This window comes from Enterococcus sp. C76 (assembly GCF_040886985.1).
Classification (GTDB): domain Bacteria; phylum Bacillota; class Bacilli; order Lactobacillales; family Enterococcaceae; genus Enterococcus_B; species Enterococcus_B lactis.
In genome coordinates, this window is sequence record NZ_JBFOEY010000002.1 from 442,261 (window position 1) to 468,636 (window position 26,376).

At 37.0% G+C, this 26,376-nt stretch carries 25 protein-coding genes and 1 other annotated feature; of the genes, 19 read left to right on the forward strand and 6 right to left on the reverse strand.

All coding sequences use genetic code 11. The annotated features are described in order from the left end of the window. Positions 1–23: 23 nt before the first annotated feature. Genes rnpA through jag form a run of 3 tightly spaced genes read left to right on the forward strand, consistent with a single transcriptional unit; the run spans position 24 to position 1,971 of the window. Positions 24–380 (forward strand): ribonuclease P protein component, encoded by a 357-nt coding sequence (rnpA, locus tag AB3I00_RS04595; protein ID WP_002293120.1) that lies wholly within the window; start codon positions 24–26, stop codon positions 378–380. Further along, positions 377–1,195, forward strand: coding sequence for a YidC/Oxa1 family membrane protein insertase (locus tag AB3I00_RS04600; protein ID WP_002309900.1), 819 nt, complete (start codon positions 377–379; stop codon positions 1,193–1,195). The genes rnpA and AB3I00_RS04600 overlap by 4 nt, the downstream gene beginning before the upstream one ends. A gap of 17 nt (positions 1,196–1,212) precedes the next feature. After that, complete coding sequence (jag, locus tag AB3I00_RS04605; RefSeq protein ID WP_002293118.1) at positions 1,213–1,971, forward strand: RNA-binding cell elongation regulator Jag/EloR; 759 nt, start codon at positions 1,213–1,215, stop codon at positions 1,969–1,971. Between the two features lie 169 nt (positions 1,972–2,140). Here the strand turns inward: jag and AB3I00_RS04610 are convergent, their stop codons facing one another. Beyond that, entirely contained in the window at positions 2,141–2,524 is a 384-nt protein-coding gene (locus AB3I00_RS04610; RefSeq protein WP_073357676.1) for a hypothetical protein, read from the reverse strand. 299 nt (positions 2,525–2,823) lie between these two features. On the opposite strand from AB3I00_RS04610, the gene mnmE reads away from it, so the two are divergent. After that, on the forward strand, positions 2,824–4,221 hold the full coding sequence (gene mnmE, locus AB3I00_RS04615; protein ID WP_002315472.1) for a tRNA uridine-5-carboxymethylaminomethyl(34) synthesis GTPase MnmE: 1,398 nt from the start codon (positions 2,824–2,826) through the stop codon (positions 4,219–4,221). 16 nt (positions 4,222–4,237) lie between these two features. Then, positions 4,238–6,133 carry a tRNA uridine-5-carboxymethylaminomethyl(34) synthesis enzyme MnmG gene (gene mnmG / locus AB3I00_RS04620; RefSeq protein WP_368024814.1) on the forward strand — a complete coding sequence of 632 codons (1,896 nt, stop codon included), beginning with the start codon at positions 4,238–4,240 and terminating at the stop codon, positions 6,131–6,133. A gap of 76 nt (positions 6,134–6,209) precedes the next feature. Here mnmG and AB3I00_RS04625 read toward each other — a convergent pair whose 3' ends face one another. After that, the gene (locus AB3I00_RS04625) at positions 6,210–7,373 is read right to left on the reverse strand and encodes a tyrosine-type recombinase/integrase (RefSeq protein WP_368024815.1); all 1,164 of its coding nucleotides are present in this window, start codon (positions 7,371–7,373) and stop codon (positions 6,210–6,212) included. A gap of 427 nt (positions 7,374–7,800) precedes the next feature. Between AB3I00_RS04625 and AB3I00_RS04630 the strand changes: the two genes are divergently transcribed. Further along, entirely contained in the window at positions 7,801–8,058 is a 258-nt protein-coding gene (locus AB3I00_RS04630; RefSeq protein WP_010734571.1) for a helix-turn-helix domain-containing protein, read from the forward strand. A gap of 85 nt (positions 8,059–8,143) precedes the next feature. Continuing rightward, positions 8,144–9,562 (forward strand): DNA primase, encoded by a 1,419-nt coding sequence (locus AB3I00_RS04635; protein ID WP_368024816.1) that lies wholly within the window; start codon positions 8,144–8,146, stop codon positions 9,560–9,562. Positions 9,563–9,725: 163 nt separating this feature from the next. Here AB3I00_RS04635 and AB3I00_RS04640 read toward each other — a convergent pair whose 3' ends face one another. Beyond that, positions 9,726–10,058 (reverse strand): helix-turn-helix domain-containing protein, encoded by a 333-nt coding sequence (locus AB3I00_RS04640; protein ID WP_010750881.1) that lies wholly within the window; start codon positions 10,056–10,058, stop codon positions 9,726–9,728. Between the two features lie 130 nt (positions 10,059–10,188). Between AB3I00_RS04640 and AB3I00_RS04645 the strand changes: the two genes are divergently transcribed. The 12 genes from AB3I00_RS04645 to guaB all read left to right on the forward strand — a co-directional run bounded on the left by AB3I00_RS04645 (position 10,189) and on the right by guaB (position 21,823). Further along, entirely contained in the window at positions 10,189–10,401 is a 213-nt protein-coding gene (locus tag AB3I00_RS04645; RefSeq protein WP_002376334.1) for a helix-turn-helix transcriptional regulator, read from the forward strand. A 40-nt stretch (positions 10,402–10,441) separates the two neighbouring features. Continuing rightward, positions 10,442–10,801 carry a zinc ribbon domain-containing protein gene (locus tag AB3I00_RS04650; protein WP_034867257.1) on the forward strand — a complete coding sequence of 120 codons (360 nt, stop codon included), beginning with the start codon at positions 10,442–10,444 and terminating at the stop codon, positions 10,799–10,801. A 36-nt stretch (positions 10,802–10,837) separates the two neighbouring features. Beyond that, a complete protein-coding gene (locus AB3I00_RS04655; protein ID WP_034691945.1) occupies positions 10,838–11,164 on the forward strand; it encodes a hypothetical protein in 327 nt (108 codons plus the stop codon). A gap of 259 nt (positions 11,165–11,423) precedes the next feature. Next, positions 11,424–12,137, forward strand: a complete 714-nt coding sequence (locus AB3I00_RS04660) for a hypothetical protein (RefSeq protein ID WP_368024817.1) — start codon at positions 11,424–11,426, stop codon at positions 12,135–12,137. An 809-nt stretch (positions 12,138–12,946) separates the two neighbouring features. Beyond that, complete coding sequence (locus AB3I00_RS04665; protein ID WP_225613713.1) at positions 12,947–14,611, forward strand: DNA/RNA helicase domain-containing protein; 1,665 nt, start codon at positions 12,947–12,949, stop codon at positions 14,609–14,611. Between the two features lie 821 nt (positions 14,612–15,432). Then, positions 15,433–16,146: a 16S rRNA (guanine(527)-N(7))-methyltransferase RsmG gene (rsmG, locus tag AB3I00_RS04670; RefSeq protein ID WP_002293109.1), complete on the forward strand. Its 714-nt coding sequence runs from the start codon at positions 15,433–15,435 to the stop codon at positions 16,144–16,146. Positions 16,147–16,157: 11 nt separating this feature from the next. Beyond that, positions 16,158–16,925, forward strand: coding sequence for a ParA family protein (locus AB3I00_RS04675; protein WP_002293108.1), 768 nt, complete (start codon positions 16,158–16,160; stop codon positions 16,923–16,925). After that, positions 16,912–17,802, forward strand: coding sequence for a ParB/RepB/Spo0J family partition protein (locus AB3I00_RS04680; protein WP_002293107.1), 891 nt, complete (start codon positions 16,912–16,914; stop codon positions 17,800–17,802). The genes AB3I00_RS04675 and AB3I00_RS04680 overlap by 14 nt, the downstream gene beginning before the upstream one ends. Before the next feature lie 20 nt (positions 17,803–17,822). Continuing rightward, positions 17,823–18,014, forward strand: coding sequence for a DUF951 domain-containing protein (locus AB3I00_RS04685; RefSeq protein WP_002293106.1), 192 nt, complete (start codon positions 17,823–17,825; stop codon positions 18,012–18,014). Between the two features lie 8 nt (positions 18,015–18,022). Then, positions 18,023–19,123 (forward strand): redox-regulated ATPase YchF, encoded by a 1,101-nt coding sequence (gene ychF / locus AB3I00_RS04690; protein WP_002293105.1) that lies wholly within the window; start codon positions 18,023–18,025, stop codon positions 19,121–19,123. A gap of 89 nt (positions 19,124–19,212) precedes the next feature. Beyond that, entirely contained in the window at positions 19,213–19,908 is a 696-nt protein-coding gene (locus AB3I00_RS04695; protein WP_002293104.1) for a DUF1129 domain-containing protein, read from the forward strand. Between the two features lie 430 nt (positions 19,909–20,338). Then, the gene (gene guaB / locus AB3I00_RS04700) at positions 20,339–21,823 is read left to right on the forward strand and encodes an IMP dehydrogenase (RefSeq protein WP_002293341.1); all 1,485 of its coding nucleotides are present in this window, start codon (positions 20,339–20,341) and stop codon (positions 21,821–21,823) included. 535 nt (positions 21,824–22,358) lie between these two features. Here the strand turns inward: guaB and serS are convergent. From serS to AB3I00_RS04715, 3 genes are all read right to left on the reverse strand, one after another. Next, the gene (serS, locus tag AB3I00_RS04705) at positions 22,359–23,630 is read right to left on the reverse strand and encodes a serine--tRNA ligase (protein WP_002315470.1); all 1,272 of its coding nucleotides are present in this window, start codon (positions 23,628–23,630) and stop codon (positions 22,359–22,361) included. A 49-nt stretch (positions 23,631–23,679) separates the two neighbouring features. Then, positions 23,680–23,885: a binding site (T-box leader), on the reverse strand. Positions 23,886–23,923: 38 nt separating this feature from the next. After that, positions 23,924–25,132 (reverse strand): cell wall metabolism sensor histidine kinase WalK, encoded by a 1,209-nt coding sequence (locus AB3I00_RS04710; protein WP_002309915.1) that lies wholly within the window; start codon positions 25,130–25,132, stop codon positions 23,924–23,926. Beyond that, positions 25,119–25,808: a response regulator transcription factor gene (locus AB3I00_RS04715; RefSeq protein ID WP_002295268.1), complete on the reverse strand. Its 690-nt coding sequence runs from the start codon at positions 25,806–25,808 to the stop codon at positions 25,119–25,121. The genes AB3I00_RS04710 and AB3I00_RS04715 overlap by 14 nt, the downstream gene beginning before the upstream one ends. Between the last annotated feature and the right edge of the window lie 568 nt (positions 25,809–26,376).

Consider the following 26,376-nt stretch of genomic DNA (forward strand, 5'->3'; position numbering starts at 1 on the left):
AGATAGAAAAGGAAAGAAAACTAATGAGAAAAGCGTATCGAGTAAAAAAAGAACGAGAGTTTCAAGCCGTGTTTCATACGGGAGATTCTTTTGCTAACCGCAAATTCGTCGTTTACCGTTTGAAAAAACCGGGACAGCCTCATTTTCGAGTTGGTTTATCTGTAGGAAAAAAGGTCGGCAACGCGGTAAGCCGCAATGAAGTCAAACGAAAAATCCGAGCAGCAGTTTATTCTATAAAAGAAGAGATTGATCCGGAGTTGGATTTTATTGTGATTGCTAGACCAAGTGTGAAGGGGCTGACTTATGATGAGGTTCGCTCCAATTTAGTCCACGTCTTAAAACTTGCAAAAATAATCGACAGAGAGGAAAAGAGTAAGTGAAGAAATACAAACGTTTACTTTTGATGGCCGGTATCGTTAGTTTGGTCATCGTCTTATCCGGTTGCGGAACTGGGGAAGTCAGCGCACAAAGTACAGGAATTTGGGATCGTTATATTGTTTATTACTTTGCTGAGGCGATCAAGGCGTTGTCATTTGGTAATGCAGGGATAGGGATCATTTTATTTACATTGATCATCCGTGTGATCTTGTTGCCGCTGATGCATTTCCAAACAAAGAGCATGCGCAAGACACAAGAATTACAACCGAAATTAAAAGCACTGCAGCAACAATATAGTTCAAGAGACCCAGAAACACAAAGTAAATTAAGAGAAGAGCAACAGCGTTTATATGCGGAAAATGGAGTCAATCCATATGCTGGTTGTCTTCCTTTATTGGTACAAATGCCAATCTTGATGGCGTTATGGCAATCTATTTCCCGTGTACCTGAGTTGAAACAAGGCCATTTCTTATGGTTGAACTTAGGGAACGCGGATCCAACATTTATCTTGCCGATTCTAGCAGCAATCTTTACTTTTGCAAGTACGTATTTATCTAGCATGAGTCAGATTGAATCGAATGCATCAATGAAGATCATGAATTTCGTGATGCCTGTAATGATTTTAGTGATGGGTGTCAATTTAGCCAGCGGTCTTTCATTATACTGGGTGGTTTCCAATGCCTTCCAAGTTGTACAAACGCTGCTGATCAACAATCCTTTCAAAATTCGAAAAGAACGGGAAGAAGAAGCACGTAAAATCCGCGAAAGAGAGCGTGCGTTGAAGAAAGCAATGAATCCTAAGAAAAAACGGAAATAATAGGGGAGGGAATGCTAATGCCGATTTATGAAGCTGCAACAATAGATGAAGCTGTTCAACTAGGTCTAGCTGATTTGGGTTTGGCCAAAGACCAAGTTGAAATCGAAATACTGGAAGAAGGAAAAAAAGGTTTCCTAGGAATGGGCCGAAAAAATGCACGGCTTTCGATCCAGCCAAGTATCAGTGAAAAAATTTCTGAAACAGTAGAACAGACGGTAGAAGAGATTTTAGAAGAAGAACCAACAGCTGAGATCGAGGTAGTCAACGAAACGATTCTTGAAGAAAAAACAGAAGAAGTAAGTGAGCTAGGTGATGAAGCAGCTTTAACGGAATTGGCAGTCTATCTTACTGAAATTTCAAAACAGCTTGATGCTCCAGCTCTTGTCAAAATGGAAAGAGAATCCAATAATATGGTCGTTTTCCATTTAGAAACACAAAAGCAAGGGTTACTGATTGGGAAACATGGAAAAACGCTGAATGCATTGCAATATCTGGCACAAGTCTTCATCCATCGTTTAGCAAGAAATAAGCTATCTGTAGTGGTCAATGTAGGCAATTACCGTGAAAAGCGCCAAGAGATCATTCAGCGTTTAGCTGATCGCACGGCTGAAAAAGTAAAACGGACAGGACAGCCTGTTTTCTTAGAACCAATGCCTGCCTTTGAACGTAAACAAATCCATGCTGCATTAAGTAAAGATGAACATGTAAAAACACATTCGGAAGGTGAGGAACCTTATCGTTACTTAGTAGTTGAACCTGCTAAAAAATATTATTGATTCCATTACTTTTTGAATAAATCACGTTGACAAAGTTTTTCAAACCAAGTATATTTTACTAGAAATCATTCTTATCAGAGTATACGATGAAGTAGTCACTAACTTTGATAGAAAAAAGCGGAACGAAACTGTTTTCAGTTTTGCTCCGCTTTTTTTGTACCTGTTTCATTTAACCAATCGTCGTTTGGATAAATTGGATCACTGTTCCATAAGCAAAAAGTTCCAGAAAATACTTTCCATCCCGATTTCTTTGCTGATACTCAAAATGACAGTTAATCACCGCATTCGCACCATATTCAAGAACCTTCATCTTTAATTTCCTCTTCGTTGTCAAGAAAAGATCCTCTTTGGGAAAAGCTGGGTCAAACAAATCAGCTTCTAAGCATTCCACAACAAAAACGATATCGCGGACGATATATTTTTGATTGATATTTCCTGTAGATAAAACAACATCGTTGATCCGAGAATCACTTTCTTCTTTCAATGCATCAGAGTTGAACTGGCTCACTCCTTTTCTCCTTTCAAAAGTGTATAGTTTAGATAGCGCTACCATTTAGTGTACCTTTTTTTTTAAGAAAGATAAAGCCTTGTTTATACAGTATTTTCTCTTCGAATAAACCAAAGAACACAAAGAGACATTCAAAGTCAATTAAATGTAAGGTAATGGAATCAGGTGAGGTACAACTTCATATAACTTGTTTTAAACACTTGATTCCTTATAGCAAGTGTGATAACCTATGACCAGAATTTAATCAAGAACAAGCAGTCAAAGTGCGAAGTTCACCGTTTATTATGCATAAAGGGTGGAGTGGGCACTTTTTTTGTGCGCAAAATGAAAAAGGAAGTGAAAAAATGGCTGAAATTACTTTAGAATTTGATACGATTGCGGCAATTTCTACCCCGCCTGGAGAAGGGGCAATCAGTATCGTTCGTTTAAGTGGCGATCAAGCTGTGCAACTAGCAGATAAAGTTTATCATTCTGGGAATAAACGACTATCAGAAGTACCAAGCCATACGATTCATTATGGACATATCGTTGATCCTAAGAGCGATCAGCTAGTCGATGAAGTCATGGTCTCTGTGATGAGAGCACCAAAGACATTTACGCGGGAAGATGTAGTAGAAATCAATTGTCACGGCGGGATCGTCGTAGTCAATCAAATTTTGCAGTTATTGTTAAGAGAAGGGGCAAGATTAGCTGAGCCAGGCGAATTCACAAAACGGGCATTCTTGAATGGTCGTGTTGACCTTTCACAGGCAGAAGCTGTGATGGATTTGATTCGGGCAAAAACAGACAAAGCAATGGGGTTAGCCCTTAATCAGTTAGACGGCAATCTGTCTGCTTTGATCCGCTCATTGAGACAAGAGATTTTAGAGACATTAGCTCAAGTAGAAGTAAATATTGATTATCCGGAATATGACGACGTCGAAGAATTGACTACGAAGTTATTGCTTGAAAAAGCACAGATGATCCAACAAAGAATCCAAGCACTACTTGCTACGTCCAAGCAAGGAAAGGTTCTGCGGGAAGGGTTAAGTACGGCGATCATCGGTCGGCCAAATGTCGGCAAATCAAGCTTGTTAAACCATTTGTTAAGAGAAGAAAAAGCCATCGTTACGGACATTGCAGGAACGACTCGAGATGTAATCGAAGAGTATGTCAATGTTCGAGGCGTACCGCTCAAGCTAATCGATACAGCTGGAATTCGGGAAACAGAAGATGTGGTGGAACGTATCGGGGTCGAAAGAAGCCGTAAAGCATTAGCAGAAGCAGACTTGATCTTACTTGTTCTAAACCAAAGCGAACCACTGACAGCAGAAGATGAACAATTACTGGAAGCGACAAGTGGATTGAAACGGATCATTCTTCTAAATAAAACAGATTTGCCAGCACAGTTGGAACAAGAAAAATTGAACAAATGGATCGAAAATGAACCAGTTTTTTCAATTTCCGTAGCTAAAAACGACGGACTAGATCGTTTGGAATCAGCTATTTCTGATTTATTCTTCAGCGGAGAAACAGGAGAAAGAGACGCTACTTATGTTTCCAATACCCGCCATATCGCATTGTTAGAAAAAGCTTCCCTGTCACTTGAAGAAGTCATTGCAGGTATTGATGCAGGAATGCCTGTGGATCTCGTTCAAATCGATATGACGCGTTGCTGGGACTATCTAGGAGAAGTGGTTGGCGACAGTGTACAAGATGAATTGATCACTCAATTATTCAGTCAATTTTGTTTAGGAAAATAAAAGGAGGAACAAACGATTGAAACATTATGAAGCAGATGCGTATGACGTGATCGTTGTCGGCGCAGGACATGCCGGTTCAGAAGCTGCACTTGCTGCTGCACGTATGGGCTCAAAAACGTTATTACTGACAATAAATTTGGATATGGTAGCATTCATGCCATGTAATCCTTCTGTAGGCGGACCAGCTAAAGGCGTTGTTGTTCGAGAAATCGATGCGCTAGGTGGAGAAATGGGTAAGAATATCGATAAAACCTATATCCAAATGCGTATGTTGAACACAGGAAAAGGTCCAGCTGTCCGAGCATTGCGAGCACAAGCAGACAAACATGCTTATTCAACAGAAATGAAACATACAATCGAAAAAGAACCAAATTTGACGCTAAGACAAGGAATCGTCGAAGAACTGATCGTCGAAGATGGTGTTTGTCATGGTGTAGTGACTTCCACAGGAGCGAGCTACCGGGCAAAAGCAGTTGTTATTACAGCCGGAACAGCACTTCGCGGAGAAATCATTATCGGTGAATTGAAATATTCATCAGGTCCGAATAACTCTCAACCTTCTATTGGACTAGCGAATCATCTAAAAGAACTTGGCTTTGCTATCGAACGGTTCAAAACAGGAACACCGCCTCGAGTAAAATCAAGTACGATCGATTATTCTGTTACAGAAGAACAACCTGGTGACAAAGAGCCGAATCATTTTAGTTTCAGCACACCAGATAGTGCCTATAAACTAGATCAGGAATCTTGCTGGCTGACCTATACAGGTGAGACGACTCACCAAATCATTCGAGACAACTTACATCGTGCCCCAATGTTTACAGGGATCGTTGAAGGGGTAGGTGCTCGCTATTGTCCATCCATCGAAGATAAGATTGTGCGTTTTGCAGACAAACCACGTCACCAACTATTTTTAGAACCAGAAGGCTTGAATACAGAAGAAGTCTATGTTCAAGGGTTATCTACTTCTTTACCAGAAGATGTCCAAGTCGACATGCTTCATTCCATCGCCGGTTTGGAAAAAGTAGAAATGATGCGTACAGGATATGCTATCGAATATGACGTAGTAGAACCACACCAACTCCGTCCGACATTAGAAACTAAAGTCGTTGAAAATCTTTATACAGCTGGACAAACAAATGGTACAAGCGGGTATGAAGAAGCGGCTGGACAAGGACTGATTGCTGGTATCAATGCAGCTTTGAAAGTTCAAGGAAAAGAGCCTTTAGTGATCAAACGAAGTGATGGTTACATCGGTGTCATGATCGATGATTTGGTGACAAAAGGAACGAACGAGCCTTACCGTTTGCTGACTTCACGTGCTGAATACCGTCTGCTTTTACGTCATGATAATGCAGATTTGCGATTGACAGAAATGGGTCACCGTGTGGGCTTAGTAAAAGAGGACCAATACAAGGCTTATTTGAAGAAAAAAGAAGCAATTGAACAAGAAATCAAACGTTTGATGAATGTACGGATCAAACCAACAGAAGAAGTTCAAGCCTTTTTAGCGACGATTAATGCGGCACCTCTAAAAGATGGCGTACTAGCAAGCGACTTTTTAAGACGCCCTGAGATTACTTATGCAGATCTTCTACGGTTTATTCCAGAGAATGAAGAATTAACACGAAAAGAAATCGAACAAGTAGAAATCCAAATCAAATATGAAGGCTACATCAAAAAAGCCATGGAAAAAGTAGAAAAATTAAAACGCATGGAAGCGAAAAAGATTCCAGAAAACATCGACTACGCAGCAATCAACGGATTAGCAACAGAAGCAAAACAAAAATTGCAGAAAATCCAACCAGAAACAATTGCCCAAGCTAGCCGGATCAGCGGAGTAAATCCTGCAGATCTAAGCATCTTAATGGTCTATATCGAACAAGGGAAGATTGCGAAAGTCGAAGTGTAAAGTATTGATACGAACGGATTCTTGAGAATAAATGAGTCCTTATCGTATCGACTGACTCCGTTTTTGACTCCGTATATCACGCATTCATGTAGGAGTCGAACAATTCAACTGTTTCTTCTTGTCGATTTTTCGATACTTGGATATAGATGTCCATGGTTGTCTTAGATGAAGAATGTCCTAATCTATCTTGCACGTCTTTTACTTGAGCCCCTGCTTCAAAAAGCAATGTGGCATGGGTCTTTCTAAAGCCATGGACTTTGATTATTTTCATATCAGGGAACTTCCTAGCTACTTTACTCATTACATGATTAGGGTAGCCCTTATACAGGAAGTCCCTTTTTTTATTTGCTTTAATAGTGCTGATAACAGGTACATCATCCATATTATCGATTCTGATACCTCTAGAAAGATTCTTTTTTATGACGGTACGTTTCCACTTCTTAAGTATGGTCAAAGTCCCGTCGTCTATTGTGATTGTTCTCTTGGATGATTCTGTCTTTGTAGGATTGATACATAGAGAGCCATCAGATAGCTCTACTAGCGTTTTATTGAACTGCACAGTCTTTTTATCAAAGTCGATGTCTTTCCACGTCAGTCCCAGTATTTCCCCTTTTCTAGCTCCTGTGTAAGCGGCTAGTCTAAAAAATGCTAGAGCACGATCATCTTCTAGCTCTTGCAAGCAATCAAAGAATTGTCGAAGCTCTTCTTTCGTGTAAAACTCCGTTTCGATCTCAGCAGAGTTATGATTAGACTTGGGTGTAATGGTACGTTCCATGGGATTGGTCTTGATCACGCCAATCAATATACCGTAGTTGAATACTTGTGAAGTGTAACTCTTTATTTTCTGGTAAGAATGATACTTCATTGACCACTCAGTTAGTATTTTTTGACATGTAGCAGGAGTGATAGCCTCTAACTTCATTTTTCCAAAAGAGGGAAGGATTTGGTTCGTGAAGTGATTCTTGATCCGTTGTTCTGTTGTGTTTCGAATATTTTTAACGTGTTGGCTCATCCATAGATCATATAACTCACTGAACGTCTTGATAGAGTGTTGACTTATTCCATTAGATTCGATTTCTATCTGGAATCGAGCTAAATCTAAAGAGGCTTCTTTTTTTGTTTTGAATCCTCTACGTGTCGTCCGTTTTTCTTTACCTGTCACTGGGTCTTTACCCACATACACTTTGTAAAGCCAAGCTGTGGTACCATCACTTTTTTTGTACTGTTGTATAGTTGCCATTAATAATTCCTACTTGACGAAGCCACAAAAGCCCGCTGAGAGCTTGTCAGCTATAAAGGATTCACCTCCTTTCATTTCTTAGTAAAAATGATTTTTTTCAAGAGGAGTATATCTTTTAAAGTAAAAAAAGTAAATCTTGTTTTTGATTAATTCAGTAATTAATGTTGATTGTTGTTATTTTTTAATGTAAAATAAAAACGAAAAAGTGATTTTTCTGTTTTCCTAACATATTTTATTGACAAAAAACAATATTTTTAAAATGTTGATATAAAGCTATTGTTTTTTGTCAATAAAGAAAAAATGCCAAAAAATATTGAATAAGTTTTATCTAATTAAACTTGAGATATCGAAAAACACCTTGTAGAATTCTTGTACAAAGGTGTTTTTTTATTTCCTAGATATCAAAAAATGAAGGAGTCGAGTGACGATGGAATTAAAAATAGAGTTTGATGATTTCATGCAAGATTTAGAACAGCTGATTGAAGAGACAGTGCAAAACGTGAATCATAATTCTTACACAAAGGAATATTTTAGCACTAAGGAAGTTCAAGAATACATGGGAGGAATATCAAAAGGAACACTTGCTAAGATGGTTAATCTAGGATTGAAGAAAATAGTCATAGACAGGATATGTTTATATAAAAAAGCAGACGTTGATGATTTTCTCGAGGAATATAGGAGATAGAGAATATAGTCACATAATAATCAGTATTTGTTTAATTACAAGAAAATAATATAAACAAATAAAAAAACATAAGGAGAGAACGTAGATGAATAAATTAGATTTTGAATTATACAGGGAATCAATTATAAAGAAGATAAATGAATTGTTCATTACTTACAGAAAGACTTACTTGCTGCAATATGAATTGAATCAAGGAGACTGTAAGTATAGGGAAGTTAAACATTATTTAACAGATACAATTATTGACAAGCACTTAGCTAATCAGCTCACTGTAGGTATAAAGCTAGGATCCGGAGGGTTAACTAAGTTCTTTACTTTTGATATCGATATAAAAGATAACAAATATGAATGTCAAGATGTTACTCGCAAACTTGTTAATCTACTGATTGATCATTATGGAATCCCCAAAAATGATATACATGTTTCAACCAGTGGACAAAAAGGATATCATGTAGACTTGTATTTTACGGATGTCATTCCAGAATCTAAATTGATACCTTTTTATGAGGAGGTTTTACGTAACTTAAACGAAACACCTAGGAGAATAGAGCGTAGACCAACAACTGGTCAAGGTGTAAAACTACCTTTAGGGATGCATAAGGCAACAAATCAAATTTGTCATTATGTGGATAATCAAACATTTGAAGAATTGAATATAGAATATTTTCTCAATATTCAACCCATGAATAGAGATGAATTTTGTCAAGATATTCTAAGTCAATGCTCAGTTACAAAAACTACTAAGAATAAACCTAAAATCAATGTAGAGTATCATCCCGATGGAATGTCCAAAGAAGAACTAAAAATAATATTTGAAGAGAACCATTTATTATGTGGTGGTACCCGAAATAATTTCACATTATATGGGGCAATGCTTCTTAAAGAGCAAGGTTATTCTGAACAAGATACATGTAAAAAAATACTTAGTGTATTAGAAAACACGCTATCATCAGAAAAAACATCTCAATATATACGAAGTGTTTCAAAGGATGATTTAAGAAAAGAAACAGCGCGGGTTATACAGACTGTTTATGATCGTGATTATAAATTAGCACGAAGCCCCCATAATACTAAAATAGACTTTTGTTATGAAGAGATTCAACTTCTTATATCTATAGGGAATGTTGCGTTAATTAGATTAGCATTTGTTCTATTAGTACATGCAAAGAGGTACGCAAATGATGAGGGAATATTTTTTTGTACTTACGAGCAACTAAGTAAGCACGGAGTTGATAAAAATAGAGGACGTGTTTTGAAAAGACTCAAACAGTTAGCTTCCTTTGGTTTTCTAGTTATTATTAGCCAAGGTAAATATTCAGAGTTCACAAAGAAAAAATCCCCTAATTTGTATAGAATTAATAATGATTTTAGTGACAGGGATGGGAAAAAATACTTTGCTTGTGAAGGAATAGTAAGTTTGACAGAGATTGCTATGAATTTTTCTTTAACAGATGAGGAAATACGTATTTTACGTAAAGTGGATGCTAAGTATTTGGTGGAGTAACTCTATTTATGACAAGGTATAAAAAAGCATTTTTAATGCTTTTTTATTTTGCAAGCGTGACAGCATCCTAGAGCATCTTTAAGTTTCTAATTATAGTTTTTCTAGGAACATAATTAAAACCTTGTCAGGGGGACTATACGGGTCTTACATTTAATATCTATTACTAAGTAAAAAAGTTATTACGTTCGGACTCTTGCTTTTTGAGTAATTTCATATAATTAATTGTTCTCTCTCTATCATGGGGGCTGAGTGATCGATACAAGGTCAAAAAGTCTTCCTCCGCTTCAATCATCTCTTCATCTAAAAAATGGCTTACAGGGACCCCAAGTGCTTTTGAAAGAGCGGTTAGGCTTTCTAGATTAGGTTCTGTTACAGAATTTTCCCATCTTGCTACAGCTTGCTGTGTAGAGAAGATTTTTTCAGCTAGTTCTTTTTGTGTCCACCCTAGAGCTTTTCGTTTTTCTCTGATGATTTTTGCATATTGTTTCTGTTTCAATAATTACACCCCCTTTCTCAGTAGGGTACAACAACTTGTTGTATTTGTAATGATATATAAAGTTTTTATGTGTTTTATGAGTTGAAATACATCATATCGTTGTATATAATAAAAAACAGGGAGTGAGGATATGAAAAAAACAAGTAATCTCAGCCGATACAGAGAAGAAAGAGGACTTTCTCAAACTGAGCTAGCAAGAAAGATGAACGTTACACAACAATGTATAAGTTCATGGCAAACAGGGAGAACAATTCCTAAACCCTATCAAATGAAAATGCTTTCTGAAATATTAAGTGTACCAATAAATGAGTTGTTTTCTGAGGTGTTTAATAAAGCAATGTAGTTTGGTAATAAGAAACTACATGATTTTAGGAGGGAAAGATATGTATTGTAGGAAGTGTGGTAAAGAAATAGCAGATGAAAGTAAGTATTGTCAGTTTTGCGGGTCATCACAAGAAACAGTTGAGGTAACCGGAATAGTAAAGAAAAGTACTGAGCAGACACTCAGTGAAATGAAGGAACAAATCGCACATGGACAAGAGACAGGGAAGCTGTATTTGATTATTGGTTGGGTTTCTATGGTGGTATCGTTGGTATTCGTTCCTGTTGCGTTTGGTGCCGTAGCTGTTATTATGGGGTACTTATATCGAGATAAAGATGAAAAAATGGGTACGGTTTTGATGATAGCAGGGGTATCCGGAGCAATCTTGGGTGTACTTTTAGGGATGTCAATGAGTTACTGATGAGAGAAATTTATTTTGGAGATAGGAGATAAAAAGTTGAATAAAGTAAATATGAATAAGAAGTTTGTCATTATAGGTATCGTTGTATTGGCTATTATAGGTATAATTTTTTCAAGAATGACGGGTTCATCTGGACTAGAGAAGTCATCTGAACCATTGGTAACTCAGATTTTACAAGAACAGTATAACTTAAATCGGTCATGTGATGATGTGACGATCACTCATGATAATGGTGATAACACGTACCGGGCTAAAGCTACGTTAGACAATGGAAGTGCTATCAATATAAATGTCGAGTACTATCCAAAAAAAGACCGTGTATATGTAGAGATACCATATACTGAGGTGTTAATGTTGAATTGAATCCCACCCCGTTGGTGATTGACCGTATATTGCATGGAAACCTTGGGAAGCATAAGCTAACTAGGGGTTCCTTTTTCTTTTCTTTTTTTTTGGAATCTACTTAAGTGAAATGTATCTGAAATGAAATGGGAGTAAGTGTTATAATATTTGCTACATAAGCTTTTTACTTTATTTCGGAGTGTAATAGTAGTAAAGAGTTTTCCAGGATATTACTGCAGTTATCCTATTGAATAACACTAGAGAAAGAAGAGAATAAAAAATGAAAAAGGTATTACTTATAGTTAGTTTGTTGGCTAACGTAGCGCTGGTTGGAGCACTGATTTATACCAATACAGAAATACAGAAGCTTGATGATCAACGGGAGAGCCTTACAATAGCCAATGATCAATACAAAAGAAAGTTAGATGGCGCGGAGACAGAGGAATCTGAGATAGGTTCTACGAGCGATTCTAATGTCTCGATGAATAATGATTCTGTCGAAAGTATTCCAGAGAGTAGTACATCGTCAGCAGATAATTCAAGCGACAGCATAGAGTTGCATAACCACCTGTACCATTTTGATGATTTTAGTGGTACTATTGAAGAAACTGGAGAACCTGCTCACATGTCGGAACACTTTACTAGGAGTTCTGTAACAATATCCGATAGTAATGGTACCTATAATGCTACTTTATTTGATAATAACGATGGTACAGCACAGATTACAGATTTAGATGGTAATATTTTGTACAGTGGAAGCTGGAAGCCTACCAAAGCATTTGAGATTCTATCACTGAAAAGTTCACTCCAAAATTCCACAAGAAATGATTTAGTGGCTTCTTTTGCTCAAAGATCATGGAATGATCCAGAAATTGCAAGACTGGCTCAAACGGCTTTAGAAAATGCCAGTGCTCAGAATATCTCAAATGAGCAATGGCAACAAATTTCCAATGATATTATTAAGCAATTAGAAACTATGGAGAATGGTAACTAATTATACTTAAATATTGGAACAGGTGATTAGATTATTAAGCATGTCTTGTATTAGAGTTAATTGTCCTACCCCGTTAATAACTGACCGTGTCTTAGGAAATACCTTCAGGTAGTAAAAGCTATCTGGAGGTTCTTTTTTTCGGTTTATGGTATCCGCTTATATAAATCGTATCTGAAATGAAACAAGATATACTTGTATAAGCATTGATATAAACACGTTTCTGTTATTTCAGATAGTGATAATTAAGATACGTACATTATCTAAAAATAAATTTTAAATTACTGTTTAGTTTGTTTTTTATTGTAATACCTAATGGAAATATTTATATGTATATGAGATGATAAAAGTCAGAAAAACATTTAAAAGTAACATTTCCAAATCATAAGTGTTTCGATATGTATAGTTACAAATAAGGTTGTATTTTTCCTAATACATGTCTAAAGTCAATATTAAGAAAAGGAGAATCATATGATAAAAATTCATGGAAACAGCCATCGAAGAAAAAATATCTATAGATGAAAATTACAGATTCTTAGGTAATTATTTTAAATAAAATAACAACTAAATAAATTAGTTGTCTGTGAGTAAAATAGCAAATATAAAAGTATTGGTAAGTTAATTTTTATCAATATTTTATATTTGCTATTTTTTAAAGTTATCATTCTTTTATCTTAAATTGGTTAGGACGACATGTTCAGGTGAGAGTTCTCTTCAAAAAATATAAGCCAATTAAAAGTTTTGTGTTATACTAAGTTCAAATTTATTGAACAAAAAAAGAAATTTATAACATGAAGTTGGCGGAGATGGATATGTCGTATTATAGAACAGTGAAGTTGAAATTATGTGAAGGAACAATATTAAATGATTTAACAAAAATAGAAAATGATATTTTAATTAATAATCCAGTTACGTATATATATTTCAATTTAAGAAATAAAATAATATACATTGGTGAAACTAGTAGCTTCAAAAATAGACATAAAGAACATTTAGCTGAAAAAAATCCCAAAATCAATTATCGACTATTTACTGATTGCTTAGTGATCTATTCAAAATTATTTCACAAATCAGCTATCTTAGATTTAGAATCTCTATTACTTAATTACATGATTGCAGAAGCAGATAAAACTAAGTTTGTTTTTGCGAATGGAAATAATGGACAAACAAAAATAACTTATGAGAATAAGGAAGAAATTTTGACCAGTGTATTTTATGAATTGTGGACACATGAGTTATCTGATTTAGGATTAGTTAATAATCGAAATCTTAATGAACTAAGAGAGAGCCTGTTATTTAAATATTCTCCTTTCAAACAGTTATCTCTTAAACAAAAAGAGATTATTGGAGATGTAGAAAAAAATTTATTTACAAAATTTTTGGTCGAAGCTCCTGCAGGTTCGGGTAAGTCCGTTTTATTTACAAATCTAGCTTTTTCTTTAGCAGATAAGTATCCTGATTTGAAAATAGGTGTAGTCACTACAGGCAATTTAATCAGACAATTTAATTTAATCTTCAAATCAATCAATTTGAATAGTAGATTGACTGTAAAAACTGGTTCACAATTGATAACAGATGCTAAGAAAAAGCATGAAAATTTCGATATTATCATAGTTGATGAAGCACATAAGTTAAAAAAATTTTATAAAAAAGGTCATCCCAATGCGAGAAGGCATCTTAACAAGGATGATGAAGAGATTACGCTTCTTGAGGAAATTACTGAAGGTTTAGTTTTATTATATGATCCTTATCAAGGGATTAAACCACAAAACATTAGCCCTTCAGAGGTTCGGAGATTAACCAGTAATTATCAGAAACTCTCCATGTCACAACAGTTTAGGATTGGCGGGAACGGTTGCTTTTCTGGAGAGGACTATCTAAAAGGAATTTTGTATGGTCTTCAGTTAAGCGAAGAAAGAGATTTTAACCAAGAGGTATTTAAGAATGATTACTTTGGAATTGTGAACAGTTTCAAGGAAGTGATTGACTATGTAGATGATCATTCTCATGCATATCCTGAAACAACTAATAGGGTAATAGCAGGATACTGTAAAGAATGGATATCCAGTATAAGCAAAAAAGCCAACAAAGGAAAGACGTTAGAAGAACTACCTTATGATTGGGAGATTGATGGTATTAAGAGAAGATGGAACTCTACTTATGAAGATTGGGTTAAAAAACCTAATTCTGAGAGAGAAATTGGATCTATACATGCAATTCAAGGTTATGACCTTAATTACTCTGGAGTAATAATAGGTAATGACATTACGGTTAAAAACGGAAAAATAGTTGCGGTTCCTGAAAATTATAAGGACATTGGAGGAACACCTCTAAAAAAAGAATTTTCTTTGTCCGAATTAACTGAGTATATTTTGAATATATATTATGTTCTTCTTTCAAGAGGAATCGATGGTTGTAGAGTATATTTTGAAGATAAAAAAGTAGAAAAGATATTTAAAGAACGTCTTAGTTTATAGAAACATCTTAACTAGTTATGATGAAGTATTTGAACAGGTGATTGATTACTAAGCATGTCTTGTATTAGAGTTAATTACCCTACCCCGTTAATAACTGACCGTGTCTTAGGAAATACCTTCAGGTAGTAAAAGCTATCTGGAGGTTCTTTTTTTCGGTTTATAGAATCCGCTTAAGTGAAATGTATCTGAAATGAAACGGAGATAAAGTGATTTTTTGCTGTAATGACAAGGTTTTAGCTGTTTCAGATACCATATAGTCAAAAATAGTTTATTGAGAAAATAGGAGAGTATTTGCTACTAACTAGTAGAAAAAAATGGAAAAAAAAGTACATGTAATCATTTCAGATAATCTGAAATAAAAAAACATACAGCCATGTAGTGGTACTGTATGTTTTTAAATTCTCAGCGGGCTTGTTTTGACTCCGTGTCTGACTCCGTCGTATTGATTTTAAATGATATTCGATGACCAATTAATAGGTCGTTTTTGAAATTTTTGTCTCTATATGACTCAGTTTGATAATTATTGATAGATTGATTTGGGTCTATATCGAACAAGGGAAGATTGCGAAAGTCAGTGAACCAGCGTAATACGTAATAATAAATAGAAGAGAGAACCAGTTTTTGCAGAAATTGCTCAAAGCTAGTTCTCTCTTCTATGTGTATTTTATGAGTGCCATAATAGAAAGAAAAAATCTATCGGCGTTTCTTACTTTTCAAATTTTTAAGAATCCATATGGAAGGATTGCATGTCTTGGAATTTTGCGTTAAAGTAGGGAGAGAATCTGTGAAACAATTGCTGTTTCACAATGAAAGGAATAATTATGATACCAGAAGAATTTCGCCAATCTTTGGCAGAAAAAGGGATAGAGCTTACCGATCATCAAATGGAACAATTTGCTATCTATTATCGGACATTAGTCGAATGGAACGAAAAAATGAATCTTACAGCCATTACGGATGAAAAAGACGTATACCTGAAGCATTTTTACGATTCGCTTACGTTAGCATTTGAAGTAGACTTTACGCAACCTTTATCTTTATGCGATGTCGGTTCAGGAGCAGGATTTCCTAGCGTACCTTTAAAAATTGCCTTTCCCGAATTGCAGATAACGATTGTTGATTCTCTGAATAAAAGAATAACCTTCTTGTCTGAACTAACTCGATTATTAGGAATCGATGCTTCCTTATATCATGACCGGGCAGAAACATTTGGACAAAATCCTCAATTTCGTGCATCATTTGACCTTGTCACTGCTCGTGCAGTTGCTCGTTTGAATGTGTTAGCAGAATTGTGTTTGCCCTTGGCTAAACAAGAAGGCTATTTTTATGCATTGAAAGCAGCAAAAAGTGAAGAGGAACTGACAGAAGCAAAACAAGCGATTGCTTTATTAGGTGGTAAATTCCTCAAAGAAGAGGCAGTTACCTTGCCGAATGTCTCTGACCAACGGCATATTATCGTCATTCAAAAAAAGAAAATAACCCCAAAGAAATACCCAAGAAAGCCCGGTCTGCCTAATAAGCAGCCAATCAAATAGGAGGAGAAGAGATGGCACAAATAATATCTGTTGCGAACCAAAAAGGTGGCGTCGGCAAAACAACGACGACGGTAAATCTAGGTGCTTGTCTTGCCAGCCTTGGCAAAAAAGTATTGCTAGTGGATATGGATGCACAAGGAAATGCTACCAGTGGTGTCGGGATCAGAAAACCCGATGTGACAAAAGACATCTATGACGTTCTAGTCAATGAATTGCCAATTGATGAGGCGACGTTGATCACTGAACATGAAAATTTGAGTATTGTGCCTGCGACTCTCCAATTAGCAGGAGCAGAGATCGAATTGACATCAATGATGGCAAGAGAATCAAGATTAAAAGGATCTTTAGCAGAAGTCAGCAGCCAGTATGATTATATTTTGATCGACTGTCCGCCTTCTCTTGGCCATTTGACAATCAATTCATTTACAGCAAGTGATTCGATTTTGATACCTGTTCAGTGTGAATATTACGCATTGGAAGGATTAAGCCAATTACTGAATACGGTTCGTTTAGTCCAAAAGCACTTCAATCCAGAATTGGAAATAGAAGGTGTCTTGCTGACCATGTATGATGCACGAACAAATCTGGGAAATGAAGTCGTAGAAGAAGTACGCAAATACTTCCGCGAAAAAGTCTATGAAACAATCATCCCAAGAAATATTCGTTTATCAGAAGCACCTAGTCATGGAAAACCGATCATCGACTACGATCCACGTTCTCGGGGAGCTGAAGTCTACCAAGCATTGGCAAAGGAAGTGGTAAGTCGTGAAGAAAAGTAAAGGATTAGGCCGAGGAATCGATGCATTGTTCCAAGATTTAGAAAACTTAGAGACGGTGGATGTAAAAGATGATACCGTGGTCCAGTTGCCATTGAATGAGCTGCGTCCAAATCCGTATCAGCCTCGTAAGACATTTGAAGAAGTATCTTTGCAAGAACTAGCTAATTCTATTGAACAATCAGGCGTCTTCCAACCAATCATCGTACGCCGTTCTGCAGTAAAAGGATATGAGATCATCGCAGGGGAAAGACGTTTTCGAGCATCCAAACTAGCTGAAAAAGAAACGATCCCTGCTATCGTCAGAGACTTTGACGAAGAAGCAATGATGCAAGTAGCCGTGTTGGAAAACCTGCAACGGGAAGATCTGAATCCATTAGAAGAAGCAGAAGCGTATGAAATGCTGATGAAAAATCTGAAACTGACACAAGCAGAAGTGGCTAGTCGTTTAGGAAAGAGCAGACCTTATATCGCCAATTATTTGCGCTTGCTTTCTTTACCAGATCTTGTTAAGGAAATGGTGCAAGATCAACGTTTATCTATGGGACAAGCTCGTACGCTGTTAGGCTTGAAAAACAAATCATTGATCTTAAAATTAGCCAATCGTGCAGTAACTGAAAATTTAACTGTCCGCCAACTGGAACAGATCGTTTCTGAATTAAATCAAAATGATGGAAAAGAAAAGAAAAAAATCCCAAGGCTAGCCAAGGAAAAACCCTATTATATCCGAGAAAGCGAAGATCGTTTGATGGATAAATTCGGTACGAGCGTAGCTATCCAAGAAAAAAACGGGAAAGGTAAGATCGAGATCGAATACCTTTCTCAAAAAGATTTGACACGAATTCTTGATATCTTGAATATTCAATTTGATGAAGAATAAACAAAAAGGAGGCTATTTTTATGTACGACTTGCACGATATCGTTGAAATGAAAAAACCTCACGCTTGCCAGACGAACCGCTGGGAAGTCATTCGAATGGGCGCAGATATCAAAATCAGATGTATGAATTGCGGACATATCGTCATGATGACCCGTCGAGACTTTGAAAAGAAATTAAAAAAAGTAATTGAAAAAAATGCAGAGAAAGAGTGAATAAATTTATGGCATTGACTGCTGGAATTGTTGGGTTGCCCAACGTAGGAAAATCAACTTTGTTTAATGCGATCACAAAAGCAGGAGCAGAAGCAGCAAACTATCCCTTTGCAACGATCGACCCCAACGTAGGGATGGTAGAAGTACCTGACTGGCGTTTGCAACGCTTAACAGAACTTGTACATCCGAAAAAAACTGTTCCGACGACTTTTGAATTTACAGATATTGCTGGAATCGTAAAAGGCGCTAGTAAAGGAGAAGGTTTGGGGAATCAATTCTTAAGCCATATCCGCCAAGTAGATGCTATTTGTCACGTTGTCCGCTGTTTTGATGATGATAATATCACTCACGTAGAAGGACGCGTCGATCCACTAGAAGATATTGATACAATCAACTTGGAACTAGTGTTAGCAGACTTGGAATCGATCAACAAACGCTATACTCGTGTAGCAAAAGTTGCTAAAACCAAAGATAAAGATGCAGTGGCAGAGCTAGCTGTATTGGACAAAATCAAACCTGTACTGGAAGAAGGAAAATCTGCTCGAACGATCGAATTCACAGAAGAAGAACAAAAAATCGTTAAATCACTATTCTTATTGACGACAAAACCAATTCTTTACGTAGCAAATGTGTCAGAAGATGATGTGGCAGATGCAGATGCGAATCATTATGTACAAGAAGTGCGCAACTTTGCGGCAGAAGAAAATGCAGAAGTGATCGTGGTCAGTGCTCGTGCAGAAGAAGAAATCGCAGAATTAGATGAAGAAGACAAAGCAGAATTTCTAGAAGCTTTAGGAATCGAAGAATCAGGTTTGGATCAGTTGATCCGTGCCGCTTATGATTTGTTAGGCTTAGCTACTTACTTTACTGCTGGGGAACAAGAAGTACGTGCTTGGACATTCAAAAAAGGAATCAAAGCGCCGCAAGCAGCAGGAATCATCCATTCAGATTTCGAACGCGGATTTATCCGTGCGGAAACTGTCTCTTTTGAAGACTTGGATCATTATGGAAACATGCATGCAGCAAAAGAAGCTGGGCGTGTTCGATTAGAAGGAAAAGATTATGTCGTACAAGATGGCGATGTAATGTTATTCCGCTTTAATGTGTAAAAGGGCTATCAAACTAGCTGTAGAATATGGTAGAATGTCTTTTGTGACGACCGTTGAGAAAAGGAACGGCTAAGGAGGACTATTAGATAATGGAACCAGAACAATTACGAGAAATCGTAAAAGAAAACAATAGTTTAGAAACAAAATTAACCAAAAGAAATCAACAGTACATTTTTGATTTGAAAAAATCTTTAGAAGCAGCGAATTTGTCTGAAGAAGAAAAAGTAAAAGCCCTTCATGACATTCTGCCTACTTTAGTTGCAGAACAAAAAGGCGGAAAAACAGCTCGCCAATTGTTCGGGACAGTCTCTGAAAGAACGGAAGCAATCATCAATAAACCAGCAGAAATACAAAATACATCGACCCCTTTATTGATGTGGTTGGATAATACATTACTACTGCTTGGTCTATTAAGTATCATGATCGCGATTACTGGATTGTTTTCACGTGGAACAACGCCAGCTTATGGCTTCTCTACACTCGTTCTAGGTTCTGCAATCGGGGGCTGGGTCTTTTATATGATGTACAAGTACATCTATCAGTATGAATACCCAGGAGCAGATCGAAGCAAGAAACCAGGAATGGGTAAAACATTGCTTATCCTAGGTGGAACGACACTTCTTTGGGTCGTGCTGTTTTCTGCGACAACGCTATTGCCGCCAGTTATCAATCCAGTATTAGATCCGATAGTAGTTATCATCATCGGAGCAGCTGCTTTAGCCGTCCGTTACTACTTGAAGAAAAAGTATGGGATCATTGGAAGTTTATCCGTTCCAAGAAGATAAACCAGAAAGCAGAGCAGTAGCTTTACTAAATATTGAGAGGTAGTAAAGGACCTCATTCCGTTTATCCATAGTTAAATAATAGTAAGGGGCTGTGACAAAAGTCTTGTCGCAGCTCCTTTTTTCGAATAAACGGTGTTCAAAAGCTTGCATCTGCGGTAATAAGCCCAACCAAACGAAAAATAGGAGGAGCTATTTTTGTTTGGCTGTTCTTATTACTTGATGCATAACAGCTTTTTCACAACCTCTCCACTAAACGGTGTTCAATCAGCTAACCACTTCTGTCGCACTCTCTTTTAGTATATACACAGATGTAAGCGATTTATATTGGTATTCTATGAGAAAGCTAATTTGATTCCATGTAGATCATTGACTTAAATGAAAAAATCAATTATTTTAATAGATAAACTAAATTAGAGGAGTGGTACTAAAAATGTCCAACTGGGAAACAAAGTTCACGAAAAAAGGATTTACTTTTGATGATGTCTTATTGATACCAGCAGAAAGTCACGTGTTACCAAACGAAGTGGATATGAGCGTACAATTAGCTAAAAATATTAAGTTGAATATTCCAATCATCAGTGCAAGTATGGATACCGTTACCGACAGCAAGATGGCCATCGCTATGGCAAGACAAGGCGGATTAGGTGTGATCCATAAAAACATGACGATCAGCCAGCAAGCGGATGAAGTAAGAAAAGTCAAACGTTCTGAAAGTGGCGTCATCATTGATCCGTTCTTCTTAACGCCACAGCATCTTGTAGCAGACGCAGAAGAATTGATGAGCAAATACCGTATCAGTGGTGTGCCGATCGTTGAAACACTTGAAAACAGAAAATTGGTAGGGATCATTACAAACCGCGACATGCGTTTTGTAACAGATTACCACATGCCAATTGCTGATGTGATGACAAAAGACAACTTAGTGACTGCCCCAGTAGGTACCTCTCTAAAAGATGCAGAAAAGATTTTGCAAAAACATAAAATCGAAAAATTACCAATCGTTGATAACGAAGGTCGTTTAAGCGGATTGATCACGATCAAAGATATCGAGAAAGTGATCGAATTTCCAAATGCAGCAAAAGATGAACATGGTCGATTGCTTGTAGCAGCAGCTGTTGGTGTAACAAGCGATACATTCGAGCGTGCGAATGCTTTATTAGAAGCAGGGGTAGATGCAATCATCATCGATACAGCTCATGGACATAGTGCAGGTGTAATCCGAAAAATCCAAGAAATCCGTTCAACTTTTGCAGATGCAACATTGATTGCTGGGAACGTTGCGACGGCTGAAGCGACAAAAGCTTTATATGATGCAGGGGTGGATGTCGTAAAAGTCGGTATCGGACCAGGATCGATTTGTACGACACGTGTGGTAGCTGGTGTAGGTGTACCTCAGCTCACAGCCATCTATGATGCAGCATCAGTTGCTCGTCAATATGGCAAAGCGATTATTGCAGACGGAGGAATCAAGTACTCTGGTGACATCGTCAAAGCATTAGCTGCCGGCGGACATGCAGTTATGCTAGGCAGCATGTTGGCGGGGACAGATGAATCACCAGGTGAATTCGAAATCTTCCAAGGACGTCGATTCAAAACATACCGAGGTATGGGTTCATTAGGCGCGATGGAGAAAGGTTCAAAAGACCGTTACTTCCAAGGTAGTGTCAATGAAGCAAATAAATTAGTACCAGAAGGAATCGAAGGTCGGGTTGCTTACAAAGGAAGTGTTGCAGACATTATTTTCCAAATGATCGGCGGTTTGCGTTCAGGAATGGGTTATGTTGGGGCAGCCAATTTACAGCAATTACGTGATGAAGCGCAATTCATCCAAATGAGCGGCAGCGGATTAAAAGAATCACACCCTCATGATGTACAAATCACGAAAGAAGCACCAAACTATTCAGTTGAATCTTAAAAATACTAAAAAAGAGTGGTGACACAACATGTGTCACCACTCTTTTTTTGAATAAACAATGTTTCCTTGCCAACTCCGAATCACAAGTACAATATTCATAAAATATGAAGAGCTGTTTTTTGAAATTACTCCTTGTGGTTTGGAGTGAAACGGCAGGCTTACGACTTCTTGGTAAACGGTGTTCTCCTGCCAATTCCTCGGTCACAAGTCACAATATTCAATAAACATGAGGAGCTGTTTTTTGAAATTGTTCCTTGTGACTCGGAGCTGAACGGCAGGCTCAGGACTTCTTGGTAAACGGTGTACAAAAGCCAATTTCTCGGTATTAAGTCCAATTTATGCAAAAATGTGGAAAGCCATTTTCACAAAATTTTTCTTAATACTCGAAACTAAGCGGCTTTTTCACAACCTCTGATAAACAGTGTTCAAAAGCTTGCATCTGCGGTAATAAGCCCAACCAAACGAAAAATCAGAGGAGCTATTTTTGTTTGGCAGTTCTTATTACTTGATGCAGGACAGTTTTTTCACAACCTCTTTATTTAATAACTTTCAGATTACCCATATAAGGAACGAGCGCTTCTGGAACTGTGACAGAACCATCTTCATTTTGGTAGTTTTCCAAAATGGCAGCTACTGTACGGCCAACCGCAAGTCCTGAACCATTCAAAGTATGAGCATAGTGGATTTTTCCATCATTATCGCGATAACGGATCATGGCGCGGCGTGCTTGGAAATCTTCACAGTTAGAACAAGAACTGATTTCACGATAAGTATCTTGTGCAGGAATCCATACTTCTAAATCATAAGTTTTAGCTGCAGAAAAGCCCATGTCTCCAGTTGATAAGGCCATTACACGATAAGGCAAATGCAGTTTTTTCAAGATATCTTCTGCATCAGCTGTCATTTTTTCCAATTCTTCGTAAGAATGTTCTGCATCCGAGAATTTGACCATTTCTACTTTATTGAATTGGTGAAGACGGATCAGTCCTCGAGTATCCCGACCGGCACTTCCAGCTTCAGAACGAAAAGCAGGACTTAGCGCAGTGAAATAAACAGGTAAATCCGCCCCATCTAAAATTTCATCATTATAATAGTTAGTCAATGGGACTTCAGCTGTCGGAATCAATGTTAAATCAGTATTCTCCAATTGGAAAACATCTTCTTTGAATTTTGGAAATTGTCCTGTACCAAACATCGCTTTACTGTTGACGATATAAGGAGTAATCATTTCAGTATAGCCGTGTTCGTAAATATGCTGATCAAGCATGAAGTTGTAGACTGCACGTTCTAATCGAGCGCCCAACCCTTTATAATAAACAAAACGGCTACCGGCTACTTTTGCGCCACGTTCAAAGTCTAAAATATCAAGATTTTCTGCAATTTCCCAGTGTGGTTTTGGCTCAAAAGCAAATGTACGTGGTTCGCTCCAACGACGGATTTCTACATTGTCCTCTTCATCTGATCCAACTGGCACAGAATCATGGGGAAGGTTTGGCAAAGTAGTGGCAATTTGTTTCAATTTTTCATCTACTTCAGCAATTTCAGTATCCAATGCTTTGATGTTGCCGCCGACTTCTTTCATTTCAGCGATTTTAGCAGAAGCATCTTCTTTTGCACGCTTCAATTGAGCGATCTCAGCAGAAACGTCATTTCGATATTTTTTCAATTCTTCACTTTTGACTAGTAATTTACGGCGGTTTTCATCTAGTTCCATGAATTCAGCTAATGTTTCTTTTTTAACGCCCCGAGTCATTAATTTTTCTTGTACTTCTTCGATATTTTGTCGCATCATTTTTACATCTAACATATGTTTTCCTCCTTTTTGAAAATAAAAAAAGACTGATCCATCCCATTATTCTTGGGACGAATCAGTCTGAAATTCGCGGTACCACCCAAGTTCAGCATAAGCTGCACTTGTTGAACACATAACGGCTGTTGAACCGACCTTTCTTATTTCGAAAGGGCACGTAAACGAACTGGAACTTCCAAATTATCCTTTGCTGATTTGCACCTGCCATCAGCTCTCTGAAAAAGAATAAAGTGTACTGGGTTCTGTGTTTTTCATTTATTCTAATAATTGTAATAAGAATAGCGAATATTTCAGCTTTCGTCAATAACTTCCTGTGCATCAATAGGTAATTTTTCATTTTTCTTGATTGGAAGGTGCATGATGAAAGAAGTCCATTGCTTATCTGATTTTGCATAAATGTAGCCACCATGTAAAGCCACAATACTTTGAGCGATTGCTAAACCAAGCCCAGTTCCTCCAGTTGCTTGTGACCGAGATTCTTCTACACGATAAAAGCGGTCGAATAGATTATCGATTGCCTGTTGCGGAATCATTGCTCCATTATTTTTGACCGTTGCAACAACTTCTGAACCGACACGTTCTACTTCGATCACGATCTTCGTTGCTCCTTTTCCATATTTCAACGCATTCGTCAAAAGATTATTGAAGACACGTACAAGTTTTTCTGTATCGCCATCCATGATAAGGGAATCTACTTTTGACTGCACAAGTATTTGGATATTTTTTTTAGAAGCTTCCAACTCAAAATCAGCAGCTAACTGTTCGATCAACTGGATCATATCAAAGGCAGAAAAATTTACTGGGACAGCAGGCTGGCGTACCTTAGTGTATTCAAATAAGTCGTCCACTAAAGATTTCATCTGCTTTGCTTTAATATAAGCGGTATGTGTATACTTTAAAAGATCTTCTTCTGAGTGATACTGACCATCTTCTATCAATCCTAGATATCCAATGATAGAAGTAAGAGGGGTACGGATATCGTGACTAACATTTGTGATCAATTCATCTTTTGATTTCTCGATTTTACGTTCGTCTTCAATCGCTGCTACTGTGCTATCTACCAATCCATTGATACTTGTTACAACTCGGCTTAAGTCACCACTAAGTTCAAAAGGGATACGATGATCATAATTTCCATTTGCGATGTAATGAAGTTCACTGATGATATGTCGTAATTGCATTTGGCGATATCTTCGAATCAAACGCCAATACAAAACACCGATATCTAATAGAAAGAAAAAGGGAATAATAAAGTTTCGACCGTTCCAAAATAAATCAGTGTTCAATCGTTCCGCAAAAATATTCTTTGAATCCCAAATCGCATTCGTCAAAGAAGGTGAACTATTGATAACCGAACTGATAACAACCAAAATAGAAACATTTAATAGAAGTAAAAGGATGATCGTGATGATTCCTTCCGCTAACAATTCGCTGATTTCTTTTGAAGTCAAGTTGATCCGACGGCGTTTTTCAGTTGCTCGTTTACTATCTTGCGTCAATTTTATAGCCCACTCCCCAAACGGTTTGAATGACTTTTTCACCACCAGTTGCTTCTTCGATCTTATCTCTTAAATGGCTAACATGAACCATGACAGTTTTAGCAGAGACAATACTTTCTTGTTTCCAAACACGCTCAAAAATTTCATCCGCGCTAAATACTCGATTAGGATGACTAGCAAGCAAGTAGAGGATACCGAATTCCAAAGCTGTTAACTGGATTTCTTTCCCATCGATTGTTTTAACTTCATGAGAGTCTTTATTGATGATTAATGCATTTACTTCTAATACATCAGGCTGATCTGGGGCAATCTGCATTTTTGTACGCCGTAATAAAGACTTTACTCTAGCCATTACTTCTAATGGATTAAACGGTTTGGTTACATAATCATCTGCACCAGCCACCAGTCCTTTGATCTTATCCATATCAGTAGTTTTTGCTGTCAGCATAATGATTGGGATTTGAGATTCTTTTCGCAGCTCTTTCACTACTTGCATCCCGTCCATCTCTGGCATCATGATATCTAAAATAAGTAATTCAATATCAGGGATTGTTCTGATTTTAGATAATGCTTCTTTCCCATCATAAGCCTTTACTGCTTCATAGCCTTCATTGTGAACATAGATACTTAATAATTCAACGATTTCTTTATCATCGTCAGCAATCAAAATTTTCATAAATAAATCCTCCAGAGTCATATTGTTACTATTATTCTAGCAAAAAAAAGCAGAAATAGATAAAAGCAGCACTTTGTTAAGGAAAATTTTAGAAGGTGAGAGATTTGGTTCTCATAAATAGGACAAAAACATGAACGTTAAACTGAAAATAAAAGGATTTTTCGTTTTTTAAGGTTATAAAGACGAACAAAAAAGGAGAAGAACTAATTAACGATCACATAAGCTGGAAATGTTGATAAATAAGCATTTTCTTATTGACTTTCGTATGTGATGTTGATATATTATTATTTGTTCAAAAGAACACCAATAACTTAAAATAATAAAAAATAAGTTATTGACATGTTGATGATGACATGATAAGATAACTGAGTTGTTAAAAAAGAACAGCTTGCGAAGCTTGATTCTATCGAAAAAAACTTCAAAAAAGTTCTTGACAAATAACAAACAACAAGTTATGATAAATGAGTTGCTGAAAGATTTCGAAAAAACGAAATCGAAAAAACTTTTAAAAGAAGAGTTGACAATCACTTGTCGCTCTGATATGATGTAAAAGTTGCTACGGCAGCCA